Annotated in this window: 18 protein-coding genes; 10 read left to right on the top strand and 8 right to left on the bottom strand. The window is 58.1% G+C overall.

What is annotated here, in order from left to right:
• Positions 1 to 19: 19 nt before the first annotated feature.
• Both CAF90_RS02855 and CAF90_RS02850 read left to right on the top strand, forming a co-directional pair.
• A complete protein-coding gene (locus CAF90_RS02855; protein ID WP_085603365.1) occupies positions 20 to 1,555 on the top strand; it encodes an EAL domain-containing protein in 1,536 nt (511 codons plus the stop codon).
• A gap of 234 nt (positions 1,556 to 1,789) precedes the next feature.
• Entirely contained in the window at positions 1,790 to 2,155 is a 366-nt protein-coding gene (locus tag CAF90_RS02850) for a histone-like nucleoid-structuring protein, MvaT/MvaU family (RefSeq protein ID WP_011334329.1), read from the top strand.
• 207 nt (positions 2,156 to 2,362) lie between these two features.
• Here the strand turns inward: CAF90_RS02850 and CAF90_RS02845 are convergent, their stop codons facing one another.
• Positions 2,363 to 2,881, bottom strand: coding sequence for a DUF4946 domain-containing protein (locus tag CAF90_RS02845; RefSeq protein WP_085603363.1), 519 nt, complete (start codon positions 2,879 to 2,881; stop codon positions 2,363 to 2,365).
• Positions 2,882 to 3,023: 142 nt separating this feature from the next.
• On the opposite strand from CAF90_RS02845, the gene gloA reads away from it, so the two are divergent.
• Positions 3,024 to 3,545 carry a lactoylglutathione lyase gene (gloA, locus tag CAF90_RS02840; RefSeq protein WP_065260490.1) on the top strand — a complete coding sequence of 174 codons (522 nt, stop codon included), beginning with the start codon at positions 3,024 to 3,026 and terminating at the stop codon, positions 3,543 to 3,545.
• Between the two features lie 82 nt (positions 3,546 to 3,627).
• Here the strand turns inward: gloA and ahpF are convergent, their stop codons facing one another.
• The 3 genes from ahpF to CAF90_RS02825 all read right to left on the bottom strand — a co-directional run bounded on the left by ahpF (position 3,628) and on the right by CAF90_RS02825 (position 6,957).
• Complete coding sequence (ahpF, locus tag CAF90_RS02835) at positions 3,628 to 5,190, bottom strand: alkyl hydroperoxide reductase subunit F (RefSeq protein WP_085603361.1); 1,563 nt, start codon at positions 5,188 to 5,190, stop codon at positions 3,628 to 3,630.
• Between the two features lie 128 nt (positions 5,191 to 5,318).
• A complete protein-coding gene (gene ahpC, locus CAF90_RS02830; protein WP_007958941.1) occupies positions 5,319 to 5,882 on the bottom strand; it encodes an alkyl hydroperoxide reductase subunit C in 564 nt (187 codons plus the stop codon).
• Positions 5,883 to 6,018: 136 nt separating this feature from the next.
• Positions 6,019 to 6,957, bottom strand: a complete 939-nt coding sequence (locus tag CAF90_RS02825; RefSeq protein WP_139834456.1) for a site-specific integrase — start codon at positions 6,955 to 6,957, stop codon at positions 6,019 to 6,021.
• 177 nt (positions 6,958 to 7,134) lie between these two features.
• Here CAF90_RS02825 and CAF90_RS02820 point away from each other — a divergent pair, with 177 nt between their 5' ends.
• Positions 7,135 to 8,139 (top strand): DNA-binding protein, encoded by a 1,005-nt coding sequence (locus tag CAF90_RS02820; protein ID WP_085603357.1) that lies wholly within the window; start codon positions 7,135 to 7,137, stop codon positions 8,137 to 8,139.
• Here CAF90_RS02820 and gorA read toward each other — a convergent pair.
• Together gorA and galU are read right to left on the bottom strand one after the other, a co-directional pair.
• On the bottom strand, positions 8,136 to 9,494 hold the full coding sequence (gene gorA / locus CAF90_RS02815; protein WP_085603355.1) for a glutathione-disulfide reductase: 1,359 nt from the start codon (positions 9,492 to 9,494) through the stop codon (positions 8,136 to 8,138). The two genes, CAF90_RS02820 and gorA, sit on opposite strands and share 4 nt — an antisense overlap.
• Before the next feature lie 129 nt (positions 9,495 to 9,623).
• Positions 9,624 to 10,463, bottom strand: coding sequence for a UTP--glucose-1-phosphate uridylyltransferase GalU (gene galU, locus CAF90_RS02810; RefSeq protein ID WP_007958937.1), 840 nt, complete (start codon positions 10,461 to 10,463; stop codon positions 9,624 to 9,626).
• 247 nt (positions 10,464 to 10,710) lie between these two features.
• Between galU and CAF90_RS02805 the strand changes: the two genes are divergently transcribed.
• Both CAF90_RS02805 and CAF90_RS02800 read left to right on the top strand, forming a co-directional pair.
• The gene (locus tag CAF90_RS02805) at positions 10,711 to 10,899 is read left to right on the top strand and encodes a hypothetical protein (RefSeq protein WP_007958936.1); all 189 of its coding nucleotides are present in this window, start codon (positions 10,711 to 10,713) and stop codon (positions 10,897 to 10,899) included.
• A 140-nt stretch (positions 10,900 to 11,039) separates the two neighbouring features.
• Complete coding sequence (locus CAF90_RS02800) at positions 11,040 to 11,336, top strand: hypothetical protein (RefSeq protein ID WP_085603353.1); 297 nt, start codon at positions 11,040 to 11,042, stop codon at positions 11,334 to 11,336.
• A 2-nt stretch (positions 11,337 to 11,338) separates the two neighbouring features.
• Here CAF90_RS02800 and CAF90_RS02795 read toward each other — a convergent pair whose 3' ends face one another.
• Together CAF90_RS02795 and CAF90_RS02790 are read right to left on the bottom strand one after the other, a co-directional pair.
• Complete coding sequence (locus CAF90_RS02795) at positions 11,339 to 11,569, bottom strand: hypothetical protein (RefSeq protein ID WP_011334337.1); 231 nt, start codon at positions 11,567 to 11,569, stop codon at positions 11,339 to 11,341.
• A gap of 73 nt (positions 11,570 to 11,642) precedes the next feature.
• The gene (locus tag CAF90_RS02790; RefSeq protein WP_007958931.1) at positions 11,643 to 11,999 is read right to left on the bottom strand and encodes a hypothetical protein; all 357 of its coding nucleotides are present in this window, start codon (positions 11,997 to 11,999) and stop codon (positions 11,643 to 11,645) included.
• A 211-nt stretch (positions 12,000 to 12,210) separates the two neighbouring features.
• Between CAF90_RS02790 and CAF90_RS02785 the strand changes: the two genes are divergently transcribed.
• From CAF90_RS02785 to alkB, 4 genes are all read left to right on the top strand, one after another.
• Positions 12,211 to 12,513 (top strand): DUF1883 domain-containing protein, encoded by a 303-nt coding sequence (locus CAF90_RS02785; protein WP_085603351.1) that lies wholly within the window; start codon positions 12,211 to 12,213, stop codon positions 12,511 to 12,513.
• A 34-nt stretch (positions 12,514 to 12,547) separates the two neighbouring features.
• Positions 12,548 to 12,718, top strand: coding sequence for a hypothetical protein (locus CAF90_RS29505; protein ID WP_007958927.1), 171 nt, complete (start codon positions 12,548 to 12,550; stop codon positions 12,716 to 12,718).
• A 90-nt stretch (positions 12,719 to 12,808) separates the two neighbouring features.
• A complete protein-coding gene (locus tag CAF90_RS02780) occupies positions 12,809 to 13,522 on the top strand; it encodes a 2OG-Fe(II) oxygenase (RefSeq protein WP_085603348.1) in 714 nt (237 codons plus the stop codon).
• 5 nt (positions 13,523 to 13,527) lie between these two features.
• Complete coding sequence (gene alkB / locus CAF90_RS02775) at positions 13,528 to 14,190, top strand: DNA oxidative demethylase AlkB (protein ID WP_045121885.1); 663 nt, start codon at positions 13,528 to 13,530, stop codon at positions 14,188 to 14,190.
• The last annotated feature ends 8 nt before the right edge of the window (positions 14,191 to 14,198 follow it).

The following is a 14,198-nucleotide window of genomic DNA, read 5'->3' as shown; positions in this document are numbered from 1 at the left end:
ACCGCGACAGGATGCGCCAATGCCACTGACCGTCAGGCCCCGCCGCAATCGCAGCACCCGGATTATCGTGACATTACTGTGCGGCCTGCTGCCGATCGTACTCGGCAGCGTGATTCTTTATATGCAGGCCGGACGCGCCCTTCAGCAGAGTTCGCAACACACCGCCGATGAAGCCCTGCGGCAGTTCGAACTGATGCTCGACAACACCGCCCAGGCCGCCCGCGAACTGTTGCCTTTGGCCGGCCAGACCTGCGAGACCGTCAAACTGGCGTTGCGCGAACAAGTCACTCGCCGTCCGTTCGTGCGCTCGACCAATCTGGTGTGGGACGACAATCTCTATTGCAGTTCGCTGTTCGGCGACTTCAAGGAAGCGGTGAATCCGGGCGACTACGCCCAGGGCAAGTTGTGGCTCATGAACGGCAACCCGGTCACGCCTGACACCGCGCTGCTGGTCTATCGCCTGAGCGAGGGCCGCGGCGGCGCACTGACCACGCTGGACGGCTATCACCTGAGCAACATTCTGCGCCTGATCGGCCGGCACACGTTGTTATTGCTGCAAGTCGGCAACAACTGGCTCTCCGCCGACGGCAAAGTGCATCAGGGCGCCCTGCCCGCGTTACCCGTGGCGCAAAGTACCTTGCACTCGTCGCACTATGCGTTCTCGGTCAGCGCCGCGTTTCCGGCAGGCGAAACCTGGCGCTACATGAAAGACGAGTACCCGCCGCTGTTCAGTCTGCTGATGTTCTTCGGTGCGGTATCGGGAGCGATCGGCTACATCTTGCAGAGGCGCTCCACCTCGCCCAGCCATGAAATGCTGCGAGCGCTGGAGGCGGGAGAATTCATTCCGTACTTTCAACCGGTGGTGCACGGCGACAGCAAACGCTGGTCGGGCGCGGAAGTGCTGATGCGCTGGAACCATCCCAAGGAGGGGCTGGTGCGTCCGGACCTGTTCATACCCTTTGCAGAACACTCCGGGTTGATCGTGCCGATGACCCGCGCCTTGATGCAGCAAACTGCTGTCGTGCTGGGGCCGCTGTCAGCGACCTTTACCGCGCCGTTCCACATCGGCATCAACATCACCGACAGCCACTGCCACGATCTGGAGCTGATTGAGGATTGCCGTGAATTTTTGTCAGCGTTCCAGCCCGGCAGCATCAGCCTGGTTCTGGAACTGACCGAACGCGAGCTGATCGAGCCGTCCGACATTACCCATCAACTGTTCGCGCAACTGCGTGCAATGGGCGTGAAGATCGCGATTGACGACTTTGGTACCGGCCATTCAAGCCTTGGCTACTTGAGGACTTTCAATGTCGACTTCCTCAAGATCGATCAGACATTTGTCGCCATGATCGATAAAGACGCCCTGTCCCGGCACATTCTGGACAGCATCATCGAGCTTTCCACCAAACTGGATCTGGGCATTGTGGCCGAAGGTGTCGAGACGCAAGCCCAGTGTGATTATCTGGCAGCCCACCATGTCAACTTTCTGCAAGGCTACCTTTTCGGCAAACCGATGCCGGCTGCAGACTTCATCGAAGCATTAACTCATCATTAACTTGGCGGGATAAATCCTGACTCGCCGACAGCTCGCACCAAATTGATACAAAACAGCGTTGTTGTTACATGAAGAAAAAGTCAGGATTTACTCTTGTCGCATTAACTACTACAATTTTTCTTACCTGTTGCAAGATGGGCAGGTGAGCCATTATCACCGAGTCGCTTCAAGGCTCTTGGCTTATAGCTTTGTTTGCGGTTGGTATCAGCCAAACACACTATTGGAGTAAAGATATTGTCCAGACTCGCTGAATTTCGTGCAGCTGAAAAGGCCCTTCAGGAACAGCTCAAGCAGCTGGAATCGCTGAAGAACGATGCCGGGCTCAAGAAAGAAATCGAATTCGAAGAAAAGCTCCAGGGGCTGATGAAAACCTACGGCAAAGGCCTGAAAGACATCATCGCCATTCTCGATCCGAACCCGGCGAAATCCGGTCTGCAATCGACCGCCGCACCTAAAACCCGCCGCGCTCGCGTGGTCAAGGTCTATCAGAACCCGCACACCGGCGAGCTGATCGAGACCAAGGGTGGCAACCACCGTGGCCTGAAAGCCTGGAAGGAACAATACGGTGCAGCCACCGTTGATTCCTGGTTGCGCGGTTAATCCCTCGCAAACATGAAAGCCCTGCATATGCAGGGCTTTTTTTCGGACAATATTTAACAAATGCAACGATTTTTCTGGCGGGCAAGTTGAATCTCAAACCGTTCTCGCGCTGAAACTATGCTTCCGAATGTTGCCCCGTTAGCCGGAGATTAACTTTATGTTTAATCAGTTCCGGTATCTAACATCAGGCTGACCACGAACAGACGACTAGAATTTCAAGCTGTTTCGCGCAGCCATTATGTCGTCGCCGCTCGCCTTATAAACCTCCGCCTGCCCGGCATACGAAAGTACGTAAGCCTTATCCGCCTCGACCGCTGCAACCAATGTTTGCGACAACACATGACGGCCGTTTTCAGTCACCGTACAAGTGGTTTCAAGCGCAGTCATCGAGCCCAGCGTACTCGCGTGAACCTTGTTGCAGACACTCTGATAACCGCTCTGGAAAAAGTCTTTCTGCACCGACTTGCGCATTTCCAGCAACACGCCCTGCAAGTTGACCTGATGACCACTTTCCACGCGGGTCATCGTCAACTCCATCACCATCACCTGATTGCCATCGGCGTCAATCTTCACTGCCCGCTGACGGGAGACTTCCGGGGAGGTTTCGGGCAGCGCCTCGACTTCCCAACCGGCGGGCCAGGTGATGCTCGGCGCCTCGGCAAATGCCGGCAGAGCAAGCAGGGAAAAACCCAGGAAAACGAACAGCGATTTGAACGGTCGGATCATTACCAGAGGCACTCGCGGATTGAGCCGTAAAGTCTGAGGCCCGCCCGCCCGCAGGGCAAGCCCGCGCTTTCGGTTTGGCGATGCTGCCAGGCATGCGTATCATTGCGCCCATTCACTCGCCCCAATTTGTTACGGAGGGCCCATGAGCCTGCAAGAACTGAACACTTTCCCTGGCGTCACCGCCACCCCGGACAGCGCAACCCGCAACTTCGTGTTCAACCACACCATGCTGCGCGTCAAAGACATCACCAAGTCGCTGGATTTCTACACCCGCGTACTGGGTTTCTCGCTGGTAGAGAAGCGTGATTTCCCGGAAGCGGAATTCAGCCTGTACTTCCTCGCGCTGGTCGACAAATCGCAGATTCCGGCCGACGCCGCTGCCCGCACCGAGTGGATGAAGTCGATTCCCGGCATTCTGGAACTGACCCACAACCACGGCACCGAGAACGACGCAGACTTCGCCTACCACAACGGCAACACCGACCCGCGCGGTTTCGGCCACATCTGCATTTCGGTACCGGACATCGTCGCTGCCTGCGCACGCTTTGAAGAGTTGGGCTGCGACTTCCAGAAGCGCCTGACCGATGGCCGCATGAAGAGCCTGGCGTTCATCAAGGATCCGGATGGCTACTGGGTCGAGATCATTCAGCCAGCTCCGCTGTAAAGCTGGACCTGGGTAAAAAGCAACACGCAAAGAAAAACCCCCATCATCGCTGATGGGGGTTTTTCTTTTTCAGGCCCGGGATTTACGCCGGAGCCGAAGTGCGGATCAGGTGATCGAAAGCACTGAGGGAAGCCTTGGCGCCCTCGCCCACTGCAATCACGATCTGCTTGTACGGCACGGTGGTCACGTCGCCGGCAGCGAAGATACCCGGGATCGAGGTTTCACCGCGGTTGTCGACGATGATCTCGCCGCGCGGCGACAGCTCGATAGTACCTTTGAGCCAATCGGTGTTGGGCAGCAGACCGATCTGCACAAAGATCCCTTCCAGCTCGACCGTGCGCAGCTCGTCAGTGTTGCGATCCTTGTAGCGCAGACCATTGACCTTCTGGCCATCGCCGGTGACTTCAGTGGTCAGTGCACTGGTGATCACGGTGACGTTCGGCAGGCTGTGCAGCTTGCGTTGCAATACGGCGTCGGCGCGCAGCTGAACGTCGAACTCCAGCAAGGTGACGTGAGAGACGATACCGGCCAGATCGATAGCCGCTTCGACGCCGGAGTTACCGCCGCCAATCACCGCCACACGCTTGCCTTTGAACAGCGGGCCGTCGCAGTGCGGGCAGTACGCCACGCCTTTGTTGCGGTATTCCTGCTCGCCCGGCACGTTCATTTCACGCCACCGCGCGCCGGTCGCCAGAATCACACTCTTGGCCTTGAGGGTCGCGCCGCTGGCGAAGTGAACCTCATGCAGCTCGCCATTCTTGCCCGGGATCAGCTTGTCGGCGCGTTGCAGGTTCATGATGTCGACGTCGTATTGCTTGACGTGTTCTTCCAGCGCGGTCGCCAGTTTCGGGCCTTCGGTTTCCTGCACGGAAATGAAGTTCTCGATGGCCATGGTGTCCAACACCTGACCGCCGAAGCGCTCGGCTGCAACACCGGTGCGAATGCCTTTACGTGCGGCGTAGATCGCCGCCGAAGCACCGGCCGGGCCACCGCCGACCACCAGCACATCAAAGGCTTGCTTGGCGCTGATTTTCTCGGCCTGACGCTCGATGGCGCCGGCGTCGAGCTTGGCGAGGATTTCTTCCAGGCCCATGCGGCCCTGACCGAAGTTTTCACCGTTCAGGTAGATGCTCGGCACGGCCATGATCTTGCGATCATTGACTTCGTCCTGGAACAGCGCGCCGTCGATGGCGACATGGCGGATGTTCGGGTTCAGCACGGCCATCAGGTTCAGTGCCTGAACGACGTCCGGGCAGTTCTGGCAGGACAGCGAAAAATAAGTCTCGAAGTTGAACTCGCCCTTGAGCGAGCGGATCTGCTCGATCACTTCGACACTGGCCTTCGAAGGGTGGCCGCCGACTTGCAGCAAGGCCAGCACCAGCGAAGTGAATTCATGGCCCATCGGGATGCCGGCGAAACGCAGGCTGATATCGGCACCGGGGCGGTTGACCGAGAACGACGGTTTGCGTGCATCGTCGCCGCTGTCGATCAAGGTAATCTGGTGCGAAAGACTGGCAACGTCTTTCAGCAGGTCGAGCATTTCACGGGATTTCGCACCGTCGTCGAGTGAAGCAACGATCTCGATCGGCTGGGTGACCCGTTCCAGGTACGATTTCAACTGGGCTTTAAGATTGGCGTCCAACATACGGGCGATCTCCTGACTTTATTTGAGGCGAAAAAAAGCCCGAGCGAATCTCGCCCGGGCTTTTCTATTGGGCGGTGCAGCTTACTTAAGTAGGTGCGGAGTCCCGCCCTGCATTGCGTGTCACAGACTTAGATCTTGCCGACCAGGTCCAGGGACGGAGCCAGAGTGGCCTCGCCTTCTTTCCATTTGGCCGGGCAAACTTCGCCTGGGTGAGCAGCAACGTACTGAGCAGCCTTGATTTTGCGCAGCAGCTCGGAAGCGTCACGGCCAACGCCGCCATCGTTCAGTTCAACGATTTTGATCTGGCCTTCAGGGTTGATCACGAAGGTGCCACGATCCGCCAGACCAGCTTCTTCGATCAGCACGTCGAAGTTGCGGGAGATGACCTGAGTCGGGTCGCCGATCATGGTGTACTGGATTTTGCCGATGGCTGGCGAAGTGTTGTGCCAGGCAGCGTGGGCAAAGTGGGTGTCGGTCGAAACGCTGTAGATCTCTACGCCCAGTTTCTGGAAGGCGGCGTAGTTGTCAGCCAGGTCTTCGAGCTCGGTTGGGCAAACGAAAGTGAAGTCGGCCGGGTAGAAGAACACTACGGACCATTTGCCTTTCAGGTCAGCGTCCGAGACTTGTACGAAGTCGCCGTTTTTGAACGCGGTAGCTTTGAACGGTTTTACTTGGCTGTTGATGATAGGCATTGATGACTCTCCGTCAGGGTTGTGAATTCGATGGGTGAATCCTACCCAGTCACTCGACGGATGGCTCATTGGCAAACCTGATGCTGCTGATTTGTTTTCGCTATTAGCTGAGGGTATTAATAGAAGAAAACGATATCTACGGCGACAGCGGCTTATCCGTAATCCGGGCCATCCCGTGAAAGGGGCTCGCTTCAACATAGCGCATGGCGGACTTCATATCCTTCCAGCCCACGTAACTCATCAACGATTTGAGATCCCAGCCGCTTTGATGGGCCCAGGTTGCGAAGCCGCGCCGCAGGGAATGGCTGGTGTAGCGCTCGGCGGAGATTCCCGCGCGCTCCAGGGCCTGACGCAGCAACGGAATCACGCTGTTGGCGTGCAAGCCCTCCTCGCTCAGATTGCCCCAGCGGTCGACGGCGCGAAATACCGGACCTCGCACCAGTGCCGCTTCGGTGATCCATTCGATGTAAGCCTGCACCGGGCATAGCTTCAACAGCGCCGGCGCCTGATAGGTCTGCCCGAGGTTTTCCCGATCGCCCTTGCTGCGCGGCAGGTACAGGGTAATGCCGCTGCCGGCGTGCGCCTGCACATGCTCGATCTGCACCCGACACAGTTCATCGCTGCGAAAGCCGCGCCAGAAGCCCAGAAGGATCAACGCGCGGTCGCGACAAGCTCTTAGCAGCAGCGGCCGGTCCTGTTGTTCCCGGGCGTCTTTCATTTCCTGCTCAAGCCAGGCGACGGTCTGCTCAAGATCGTGCAGTTGCAGTGGCTCGGCTTGTTTTTCCTGCGCGGGATGCAGGGCGCGAATGCCCTTGAACACTTTGCGCACCACCGGCGACTTGGTGGGATCGGCAAAGCCCTGACTGTTGTGCCACTGCGCCAGCGCCGACAGACGCAACTTCAGCGTGTTGACCGACAGCACGCCGGCATGCGCCACCAGATACCGCGCGATGCTGTCCGCTGTCGCGGGCAGGAACCCACCCCAGACCGTTTCGAAATGCTCGACGGCCGAACGATAGCTGCGGCGGGTGTTGTCACGGGTGGCGGCTTGCAGATAGCGATCGATATCGCTCATGGGCTGATTTTCTCGCGGCGTACTGAGGGTTTGTGCGGAAACCGATTTTAGGGGTTTCACATGGGGTAATACCAGTATATCCCGCCCGTTTATCGGTGCTTGTTTTACTTTATTTTCAACATGGTACACTGCGTACTTTGGTGGCATGTACCACAGTACGAAATGGTAGGAGCAGATATGGCCCGTGGCGGCGTTAACAAAGCAGTAGTCCAGATCGCGCGCACAGCGATCCTCGCCCGTGGCGAACACCCCAGCATCGACGCAGTACGCATCGAACTGGGCAATACGGGTTCAAAAACCACGATTCATCGTTATCTGAAGGAGCTGGATGACGGCAGCGAACCGGCCGATCCTTCGGCAGAGCCCATCGATGACGAGCTGCTGGCGCTCGTCACGCGCCTTGCCCAACGCTTGAAAGAACAGGCTCAGGAGCCGATTGATCAGGCGCGCGAGCAGTACGAGCAACAGCGTCAGGCGCTGGAGGACGAGCTGAATCAGCTTCGTCAGGATCACGCGCAACTGGAGAAGAAGCACGACATTCAGGCCGCAGCACTGGCCAAGGAATCAGAAGCCCTGAGCGATACCCGCTCGATGCTGCAGACCGAACAGACCCGCAACGCCGGGCTGAATCAGGCGCTGGCCGATTTTGAATTGCGCTTGCAGGACAAGGACGAGCAGATCCGCTCGCTGGAAGAAAAGCACCTGCACGCCCGTGATGCGCTTGAGCACTACCGCAACGCCATCAAGGAACAGCGCGAGCAGGAACAAAGTCGTCACGAAACCCAGGTGCAGCAGTTGCAGATGGAGTTGCGCCAGGCGCAGCAAAGCGCACTGGTACGTCAGGACGAGATCACCCAGCTGCACCGCGACAACGAGCGCCTGCTGACCGAAAATCGCGGCACCGTGCGCGAACTGAGCCTGATGCAGGATCAGCTCAAGCACAGCAATCAGCGTCAGGATCAACTGTTGGAGCAAGCGTCCCGCGTCGACAGCGAACGCACCCTCCTCCAGGAACGCCTGCGCGTGGCCCTGCTGGAAAGTCAGACGCTCAAGCAGAACGTCGACGAGCAATCGCAGCTCAATCAGTCATTGGAGAAGGAATTGACCAAAGCGCAAGACAGTCTGCGCCTGGCCACCACCGTTGCGGCAGCGCCAGACGCAGCAGAACCGAAAAAGACTTAAGCGCCGACCGGCGTACGCATGGTGACAAATTCTTCGGCCGCCGTCGGGTGCACACCGATGGTGTCGTCGAAGTCACGCTTGGTGGCGCCAGCCTTCAACGCGATTGCCAGACCTTGCACGATCTCGCCAGCATCCGGCCCGACCATGTGACAGCCCAGCACCTTGTCGGACTTGCCATCGACCACCAGCTTCATCAGCGTGCGCTCCTGGCAGTCAGTCAGGGTCAGCTTCATCGGCCGGAAGCGGCTTTCGTAGATCACGACGTCGTGACCCGCTTCCCGCGCCTCTTCTTCGGTCAGGCCGACGGTGCCGATGTTCGGCAGGCTGAACACTGCCGTCGGGATCATCTTGTAATCCACCGGACGGTATTGCTCAGGTTTGAACAGGCGCCGTGCCACTGCCATGCCTTCAGCCAGCGCCACTGGCGTCAACTGCACACGACCGATGACATCGCCCAGCGCCAGAATTGACGGCTCGGTGGTTTGATATTGCTCGTCGACTTTGATGAAGCCTTTGTCGTCGAGCTGCACATCGGTGTTTTCCAGCCCCAGGTTGTCCAGCATCGGACGTCGGCCGGTGGCATAGAACACACAATCCGCTTCCAGTACGCGACCATCCTTGAGGGTCGCCTTCAGGCTGCCGTCGGATTGCTTGTCGATGCGGGCAATGTCGGCATTGAATTGCAAATCCAGACCGCGCTTGGTCAGTTCTTCCTGCAGATGCTTGCGAACCGAACCGTCGAAACCACGCAGGAACAGATCCCCGCGATACAACAATGTCGTGTTGGCGCCCAAGCCATGGAAAATTCCGGCAAATTCGACGGCAATGTAACCGCCACCGACGACCAGTACACGCTTGGGCAGTTCTTTGAGGAAGAACGCCTGGTTCGAGCTGATCGCATGCTCATGCCCCGGAATCTCGGGGATCTGCGGCCAGCCACCGGTGGCGATCAGAATATTTTTCGCGGTGTAGCGCTCGCCGTTGACCTCAACTTCGTGCTGACCAACGATTTTCGCGTGGGCTTCATGCAGCGTCACACCGCTGTTGACCAGCAGATTGCGATAAATGCCGTTCAGGCGATTGATCTCGCGATCCTTGTTGGCAATCAGCGTGGCCCAATCGAAATCCGCCTCACCCAGGCTCCAGCCAAAACCCGAGGATTGTTCGAAGTCTTCGGCAAAGTGAGCGCCGTACACCAACAGTTTTTTCGGTACGCAACCGACGTTGACGCAAGTACCGCCCAGATAACGGCTCTCGGCCACCGCCACTTTCGCACCGAACCCGGCAGCAAAACGCGCAGCCCGCACACCGCCGGAACCGGCGCCAATCACATAAAGGTCAAAATCGTAGGCCATTTCTATCTCCTCGGCAGGCGATCAGCATACCCGCCGTCGTCCGTTGGGCAAGCACTCCTGCCGATATAGGGGCGGAAAATGAAAAAGCCACCCGAAGGTGGCTTTTTCGTACAGGCAGATCAGGCGCTATCAGTAAGCCTTGCCAGTCTTGTAGAAGTTCTCGAAGCAGAAGTTGGTTGCTTCGATGTAGCCTTCAGCACCACCGCAGTCGAAACGCTTGCCCTTGAACTTGTAGGCCATCACGCAGCCGTTCTGGGCTTGTTTCATCAGGGCGTCGGTGATCTGGATTTCACCGCCTTTGCCTGGCTCGGTCTGTTCGATCAGGTCGAAGATGTCCGGGGTCAGGATGTAACGGCCGATGATCGCCAGGTTCGACGGTGCGTCTTCCGGCTTTGGCTTCTCGACCATGCTGTGTACGCGGTAGATGTCGTCGCGGATCATTTCGCCAGCGATCACGCCGTACTTGCTGGTTTCCTGCGGATCGACTTCCTGGATGGCAATGATCGAGCAGCGGAACTGCTTGTACAGTTTGACCATCTGGGTCAGCACGCCGTCGCCTTCAAGGTTGACGCACAGGTCGTCTGCCAGCACCACGGCGAACGGTTCGTCACCGATCAGCGGGCGACCGGTCAGGATTGCGTGACCCAGGCCTTTCATTTCGGTCTGACGGGTGTAGGAGAACGAGCACTCGTCCAACAGCTTGCGGATACCGACCAGGTATTTTTCCTTGTCGGTGCCTTTGATCTGGTTTTCCAGCTCATAGCTGATGTCGAAGTGGTCTTCCAGGGCACGCTTGCCACGGCCGGTCACGATGGAGATTTCGTTCAGGCCAGCATCCAGAGCTTCTTCGACGCCGTACTGGATCAGTGGCTTGTTTACCACCGGCAGCATTTCTTTGGGCATGGCCTTAGTCGCTGGGAGGAAGCGAGTACCGTAACCGGCTGCTGGGAACAAGCATTTCTTGATCATATAAGTCCTTGAAAGGGCTGTGTGTACGAGTTTCGGCGCAGTCTAATCAGGCGGCGTGCACCTTACAATGCCCCGCACTGGCTAACCGATGTCAACATAGAGAAATAATCTGGCGGATAGTTCCATCCGCACACAGAGGCTGCGCAATCAGCGTAGCCCAAAGATCTCGGAACACCTCATCGACCTGCGCCCGTTTGGCCATTTACCGTTATCATGGCGCCTTTGAACCAGCCAACGAGGCCGTTAGATGTCCGCAGCAAAAATCATCAATGGGTACACCGTCGCCAAGGGGAAAGATGGCCAGTGGCATATCACCGCCGCCAACGGCGAAGATGTGTCCGGTCCGTTGCCCACTGAAGCGATGGCGATTGAAGTAGCCGCGGTGCTTGATTACACGCCTCCTGCACCGAAACGTCGCGGCAAGGATCAAGACTGATCCGCAACGACGAATCCCGGCCCTGCCTTCGCGCAGGGCTTTTTTTGGACTGCGCACAAAGACGTGGCCAATCGCTATAACCTTTTCATGCCGGCGCTGTCATAGCGTCTAGCCCCCTCCTCCTCGAAGACGACATTGCCATGATCAACCGCCCCCTCATCAGCTTCCTGCCCCTGATTGCGCTCGCGGCCCTGGCCGGTTGCGCCACCTCACAGACCACCTACCTGAACAACGGCGAACAAGGGTTGAGCATCGACTGCTCCGGCGAAGCCAATTCCTGGGCCACCTGTTATGAAAAGGCGGACGCATCCTGCGCCGGAACGGGTTATCGGATCGTCGGGACCGACGGCACACCGGCGCCCAAGGAAAGCGACAAGACGCTGGGCGTCGACGTCGGCAACTACAAAACCCGCAGCGTCGTGGTGGTGTGCAAATAGCCTTACATGTGAATTTCGGCGAACTTGATACCCAGCCCGCGCACGACCTCGATCAGGTCGTCGAGCCGGTTGAAGGATTCGACTTCGTCGTTATCGTCGACCAGGAAGTAACTGCGACCGGCGCTCTTCTTGAAAAACACGATCCACTCCCCCGGATTCGCCGGGTTCTGGATCACATGGGTCGCCGCAATGAGCCCTTCCTTGTGTCGCTCACGCACCTGCTCTCTCTTCATTCACCGCTCCCAGAAATGACAATGCCGCCACAGCAACGCTGTGACGGCATCAATGCTGACTGCTGACAGTCTATCAGCCGGAAATACAGGCCGTGGCGGCTTTGCGCACATCCCATGGACGCAGCGGCACATTGGACATCCGCTCGTGCAGCTTGATGCTGCTGCCACCGGAGCGATCCTCGATGTCAAACACCGCGGCCGGACCCGATCCCAGCTTGCCCGGAACGATGACCCGTACTTCGTCCTTGCTCCGCTCTACCTGCAGGGCACCCCGGCTGCTTGACAGCTTTTCGGCCAGGCACTCAGCATATTCATGGGGTTTCTTGCCGGAAATGACGTTCATGGTCGGCAACGTTTCATTGATTTCCGAAACGCTTGCGCAACCACCCATAGCCAATGCCAACGGCAGAATCACCACACCCCACTTCATACAAAACCTCCGATAAAGACCCTCCGACAGCACGAATGCCGTTTTTCTCCGAGGCCTGCTGCATTTAACTCACATAGAATCGTGAATATCTGTTTTTAATTGTCAAAGCGGTGCCTGACAGCCGGATAATAACCTGTCCGGGCTGATAAACTGCGCCAATCGACAATGCTATCGTTTTGATTTTGTAGAAAAAGCCCTTCTGGAGGCGCCCATGAAATTCATTCACCAGCGCGAGCACCTCAACGAAGACGACATCGTCGTCATTCAATGCTCGCAAACCTGCAACATCCGCTTGATGAACGACGCCAACTTCCGCAGCTTCAAGAATGGCGGCCGTCACACCTATCACGGCGGTGCTTTCGACACATTCCCGGCCCGCATTACCGCGCCGAGCACCGGTTTCTGGAACATCACCATCGACACCGTCAACCGCCGCGCGATCAGCGTGACCCGCAAGCCGATCCTGACGCACTCGATCAAGATCATTCGCCGCTCCAGCTCCAAACTCAGCTGAGCAGTTCCGCCAACGCAGACAGGTAAGCATCAACGTGGCCCAAACGACCAAATACGTGATCAAGTACAAACTCAACGGTGAACGCCGCTTCGAGTTCGCCCAGCTGGAAAACGGCACGCCGGAAGAAGCCAAGGCCGCACTGGATGCCCTGCATGGCCAGAGCGATGATGTGATCAGCGACATCAGCGTCAGCAAGGCCCTGTAAGACCCGGGCGAAATTCGACCGCAAGCGGCGGAGTGTTGCGACCGGGTGGACGGCCCAGACTGATACCTGAATGTAAGCCAAGGAATCAGCATGTCACCCTCACCCGCCTCCCCGCTCGATGCGCTCGACTGGATTGCTCTGGAGCAGCAACTGGATCAGGACGGTTGTGCCGTCATCCGCACGCTGCTGCGCCCGGACACCTGTGATCGGTTGAGTGCGCTTTACCCACAAAGTGAACCGTTTCGATCCCAGGTCATCATGACCCGCCACGGTTTCGGGCGCGGGGAATACAAATACCTGCGCTATCCGCTTCCCCCCGTGGTGGAACGCTTGCGCAGCGCGCTTTACCCGCGACTCGTGCCTCTGGCCAACCGCTGGCATGAACGAATGGGCCTGCCAGCGCGCTTTCCAGAGCAACACAGCGAATTTCTCGAGCGCTGTCACGCCGCCGGTCAATTGCGACCTACCCCGCTCTTGCTGCAATACGGCCCGCAAGACTACAACTGTCTGCATCAGGACCTGTACGGCGAACATGTGTTTCCGTTGCAAGTGGCGATTCTTCTGTCAGAACCTGGCGAAGACTTCACCGGCGGTGAGTTCGTCATGACCGAACAACGTCCGAGAATGCAGTCCCGTCCGCTGGTGATGGACCTGAGAAAAGGCGACGCGCTGATCTTTGCCGTCAACCAGCGCCCGGTCAAAGGCGTGCGCGGCGACTATCGGGTGACCATGCGTCACGGTGTCAGCCGACTGCACAGCGGAAAACGGCATACTCTGGGCATCATCTTCCACGACGCGACCTGACGATCATGCAAACCACCTTCGATCTGTTCGCCGACACAGAATCCGAGCAGCCCCGGCGCGCCGAACAGATCGGCGAGCAATCCTGGGTGCTACGCGGCTTTGCCCTGCCGCAAATCGAGCAGTTGTTGCCGGCCCTGGAATCGATCATCGCCTGCGCCCCGCTGCGCCACATGATGACACCCGGAGGTTTCAGCATGTCGGTGGCCACCAGCAGTTGCGGTGCACTGGGCTGGATCACCGATCGGAGCGGCTATCGCTATTCATCTGAAGATCCCGTGAGCCATCGCCCTTGGCCGGCCATGCCCGAGGTGTTTCGCGAGTTGGCGCAGACGGCAGCGAAACGCGCCGGATTTGCCGACTTCGTACCGGATTCCTGCCTGATCAATCGTTATGTCCCGGGCGCAAAGATGTCGTTGCATCAGGACAAAGACGAAAATGCCTACGAGGCGCCGATCGTTTCGCTGTCATTGGGCTTGCCGGCAACGTTCCTGTTCGGCGGTTTCGCGCGCGGCGACAGGAGCCAGAAGATTTCGCTGCTGCACGGCGACATGGTGGTCTGGGGCGGTGTCGACCGGCTGCGCTATCACGGCATCCTGCCGATCAAGCCTGGTCGGCACCCGCGCCTTGGCGAACAGCGCTTCAACCTGACGTTTCGCACCGCTGGATAATCCTGCAA

Origin of the sequence: Pseudomonas sp. B37(2017), assembly GCF_002112885.1 — a bacterium.
Classification (GTDB): Bacteria; Pseudomonadota; Gammaproteobacteria; order Pseudomonadales; family Pseudomonadaceae; genus Aquipseudomonas; species Aquipseudomonas paraglycinae.
Note: the sequence above shows the minus strand (reverse complement) of the source record. Positions and strands in the feature narration are given on the sequence as shown.

Excerpts from the sequence above, each read along its gene's own strand:
- gorA (WP_085603355.1), bottom strand. The coding sequence starts at position 9,494 with ATGGCCTACGATTTTGACCTTTATGTGATTGGCGCCGGTTCCGGCGGT.
- CAF90_RS02825 (WP_139834456.1), bottom strand. The coding sequence starts at position 6,957 with ATGAGCGATATCGATCGCTATCTGCAAGCCGCCACCCGTGACAACACC.
- ahpC (WP_007958941.1), bottom strand. The coding sequence starts at position 5,882 with ATGCCTATCATCAACAGCCAAGTAAAACCGTTCAAAGCTACCGCGTTC.
- CAF90_RS02820 (WP_085603357.1), top strand. The coding sequence starts at position 7,135 with ATGGCCCGTGGCGGCGTTAACAAAGCAGTAGTCCAGATCGCGCGCACA.
- CAF90_RS02805 (WP_007958936.1), top strand. The coding sequence starts at position 10,711 with ATGTCCGCAGCAAAAATCATCAATGGGTACACCGTCGCCAAGGGGAAA.
- CAF90_RS02785 (WP_085603351.1), top strand. The coding sequence starts at position 12,211 with ATGAAATTCATTCACCAGCGCGAGCACCTCAACGAAGACGACATCGTC.
- alkB (WP_045121885.1), top strand. The coding sequence starts at position 13,528 with ATGCAAACCACCTTCGATCTGTTCGCCGACACAGAATCCGAGCAGCCC.
- CAF90_RS02790 (WP_007958931.1), bottom strand. The coding sequence starts at position 11,999 with ATGAAGTGGGGTGTGGTGATTCTGCCGTTGGCATTGGCTATGGGTGGT.
- galU (WP_007958937.1), bottom strand. The coding sequence starts at position 10,463 with ATGATCAAGAAATGCTTGTTCCCAGCAGCCGGTTACGGTACTCGCTTC.
- CAF90_RS02855 (WP_085603365.1), top strand. The coding sequence starts at position 20 with ATGCCACTGACCGTCAGGCCCCGCCGCAATCGCAGCACCCGGATTATC.
- CAF90_RS02845 (WP_085603363.1), bottom strand. The coding sequence starts at position 2,881 with ATGATCCGACCGTTCAAATCGCTGTTCGTTTTCCTGGGTTTTTCCCTG.
- CAF90_RS02800 (WP_085603353.1), top strand. The coding sequence starts at position 11,040 with ATGATCAACCGCCCCCTCATCAGCTTCCTGCCCCTGATTGCGCTCGCG.
- CAF90_RS02795 (WP_011334337.1), bottom strand. The coding sequence starts at position 11,569 with ATGAAGAGAGAGCAGGTGCGTGAGCGACACAAGGAAGGGCTCATTGCG.
- CAF90_RS02780 (WP_085603348.1), top strand. The coding sequence starts at position 12,809 with ATGTCACCCTCACCCGCCTCCCCGCTCGATGCGCTCGACTGGATTGCT.
- gloA (WP_065260490.1), top strand. The coding sequence starts at position 3,024 with ATGAGCCTGCAAGAACTGAACACTTTCCCTGGCGTCACCGCCACCCCG.
- ahpF (WP_085603361.1), bottom strand. The coding sequence starts at position 5,190 with ATGTTGGACGCCAATCTTAAAGCCCAGTTGAAATCGTACCTGGAACGG.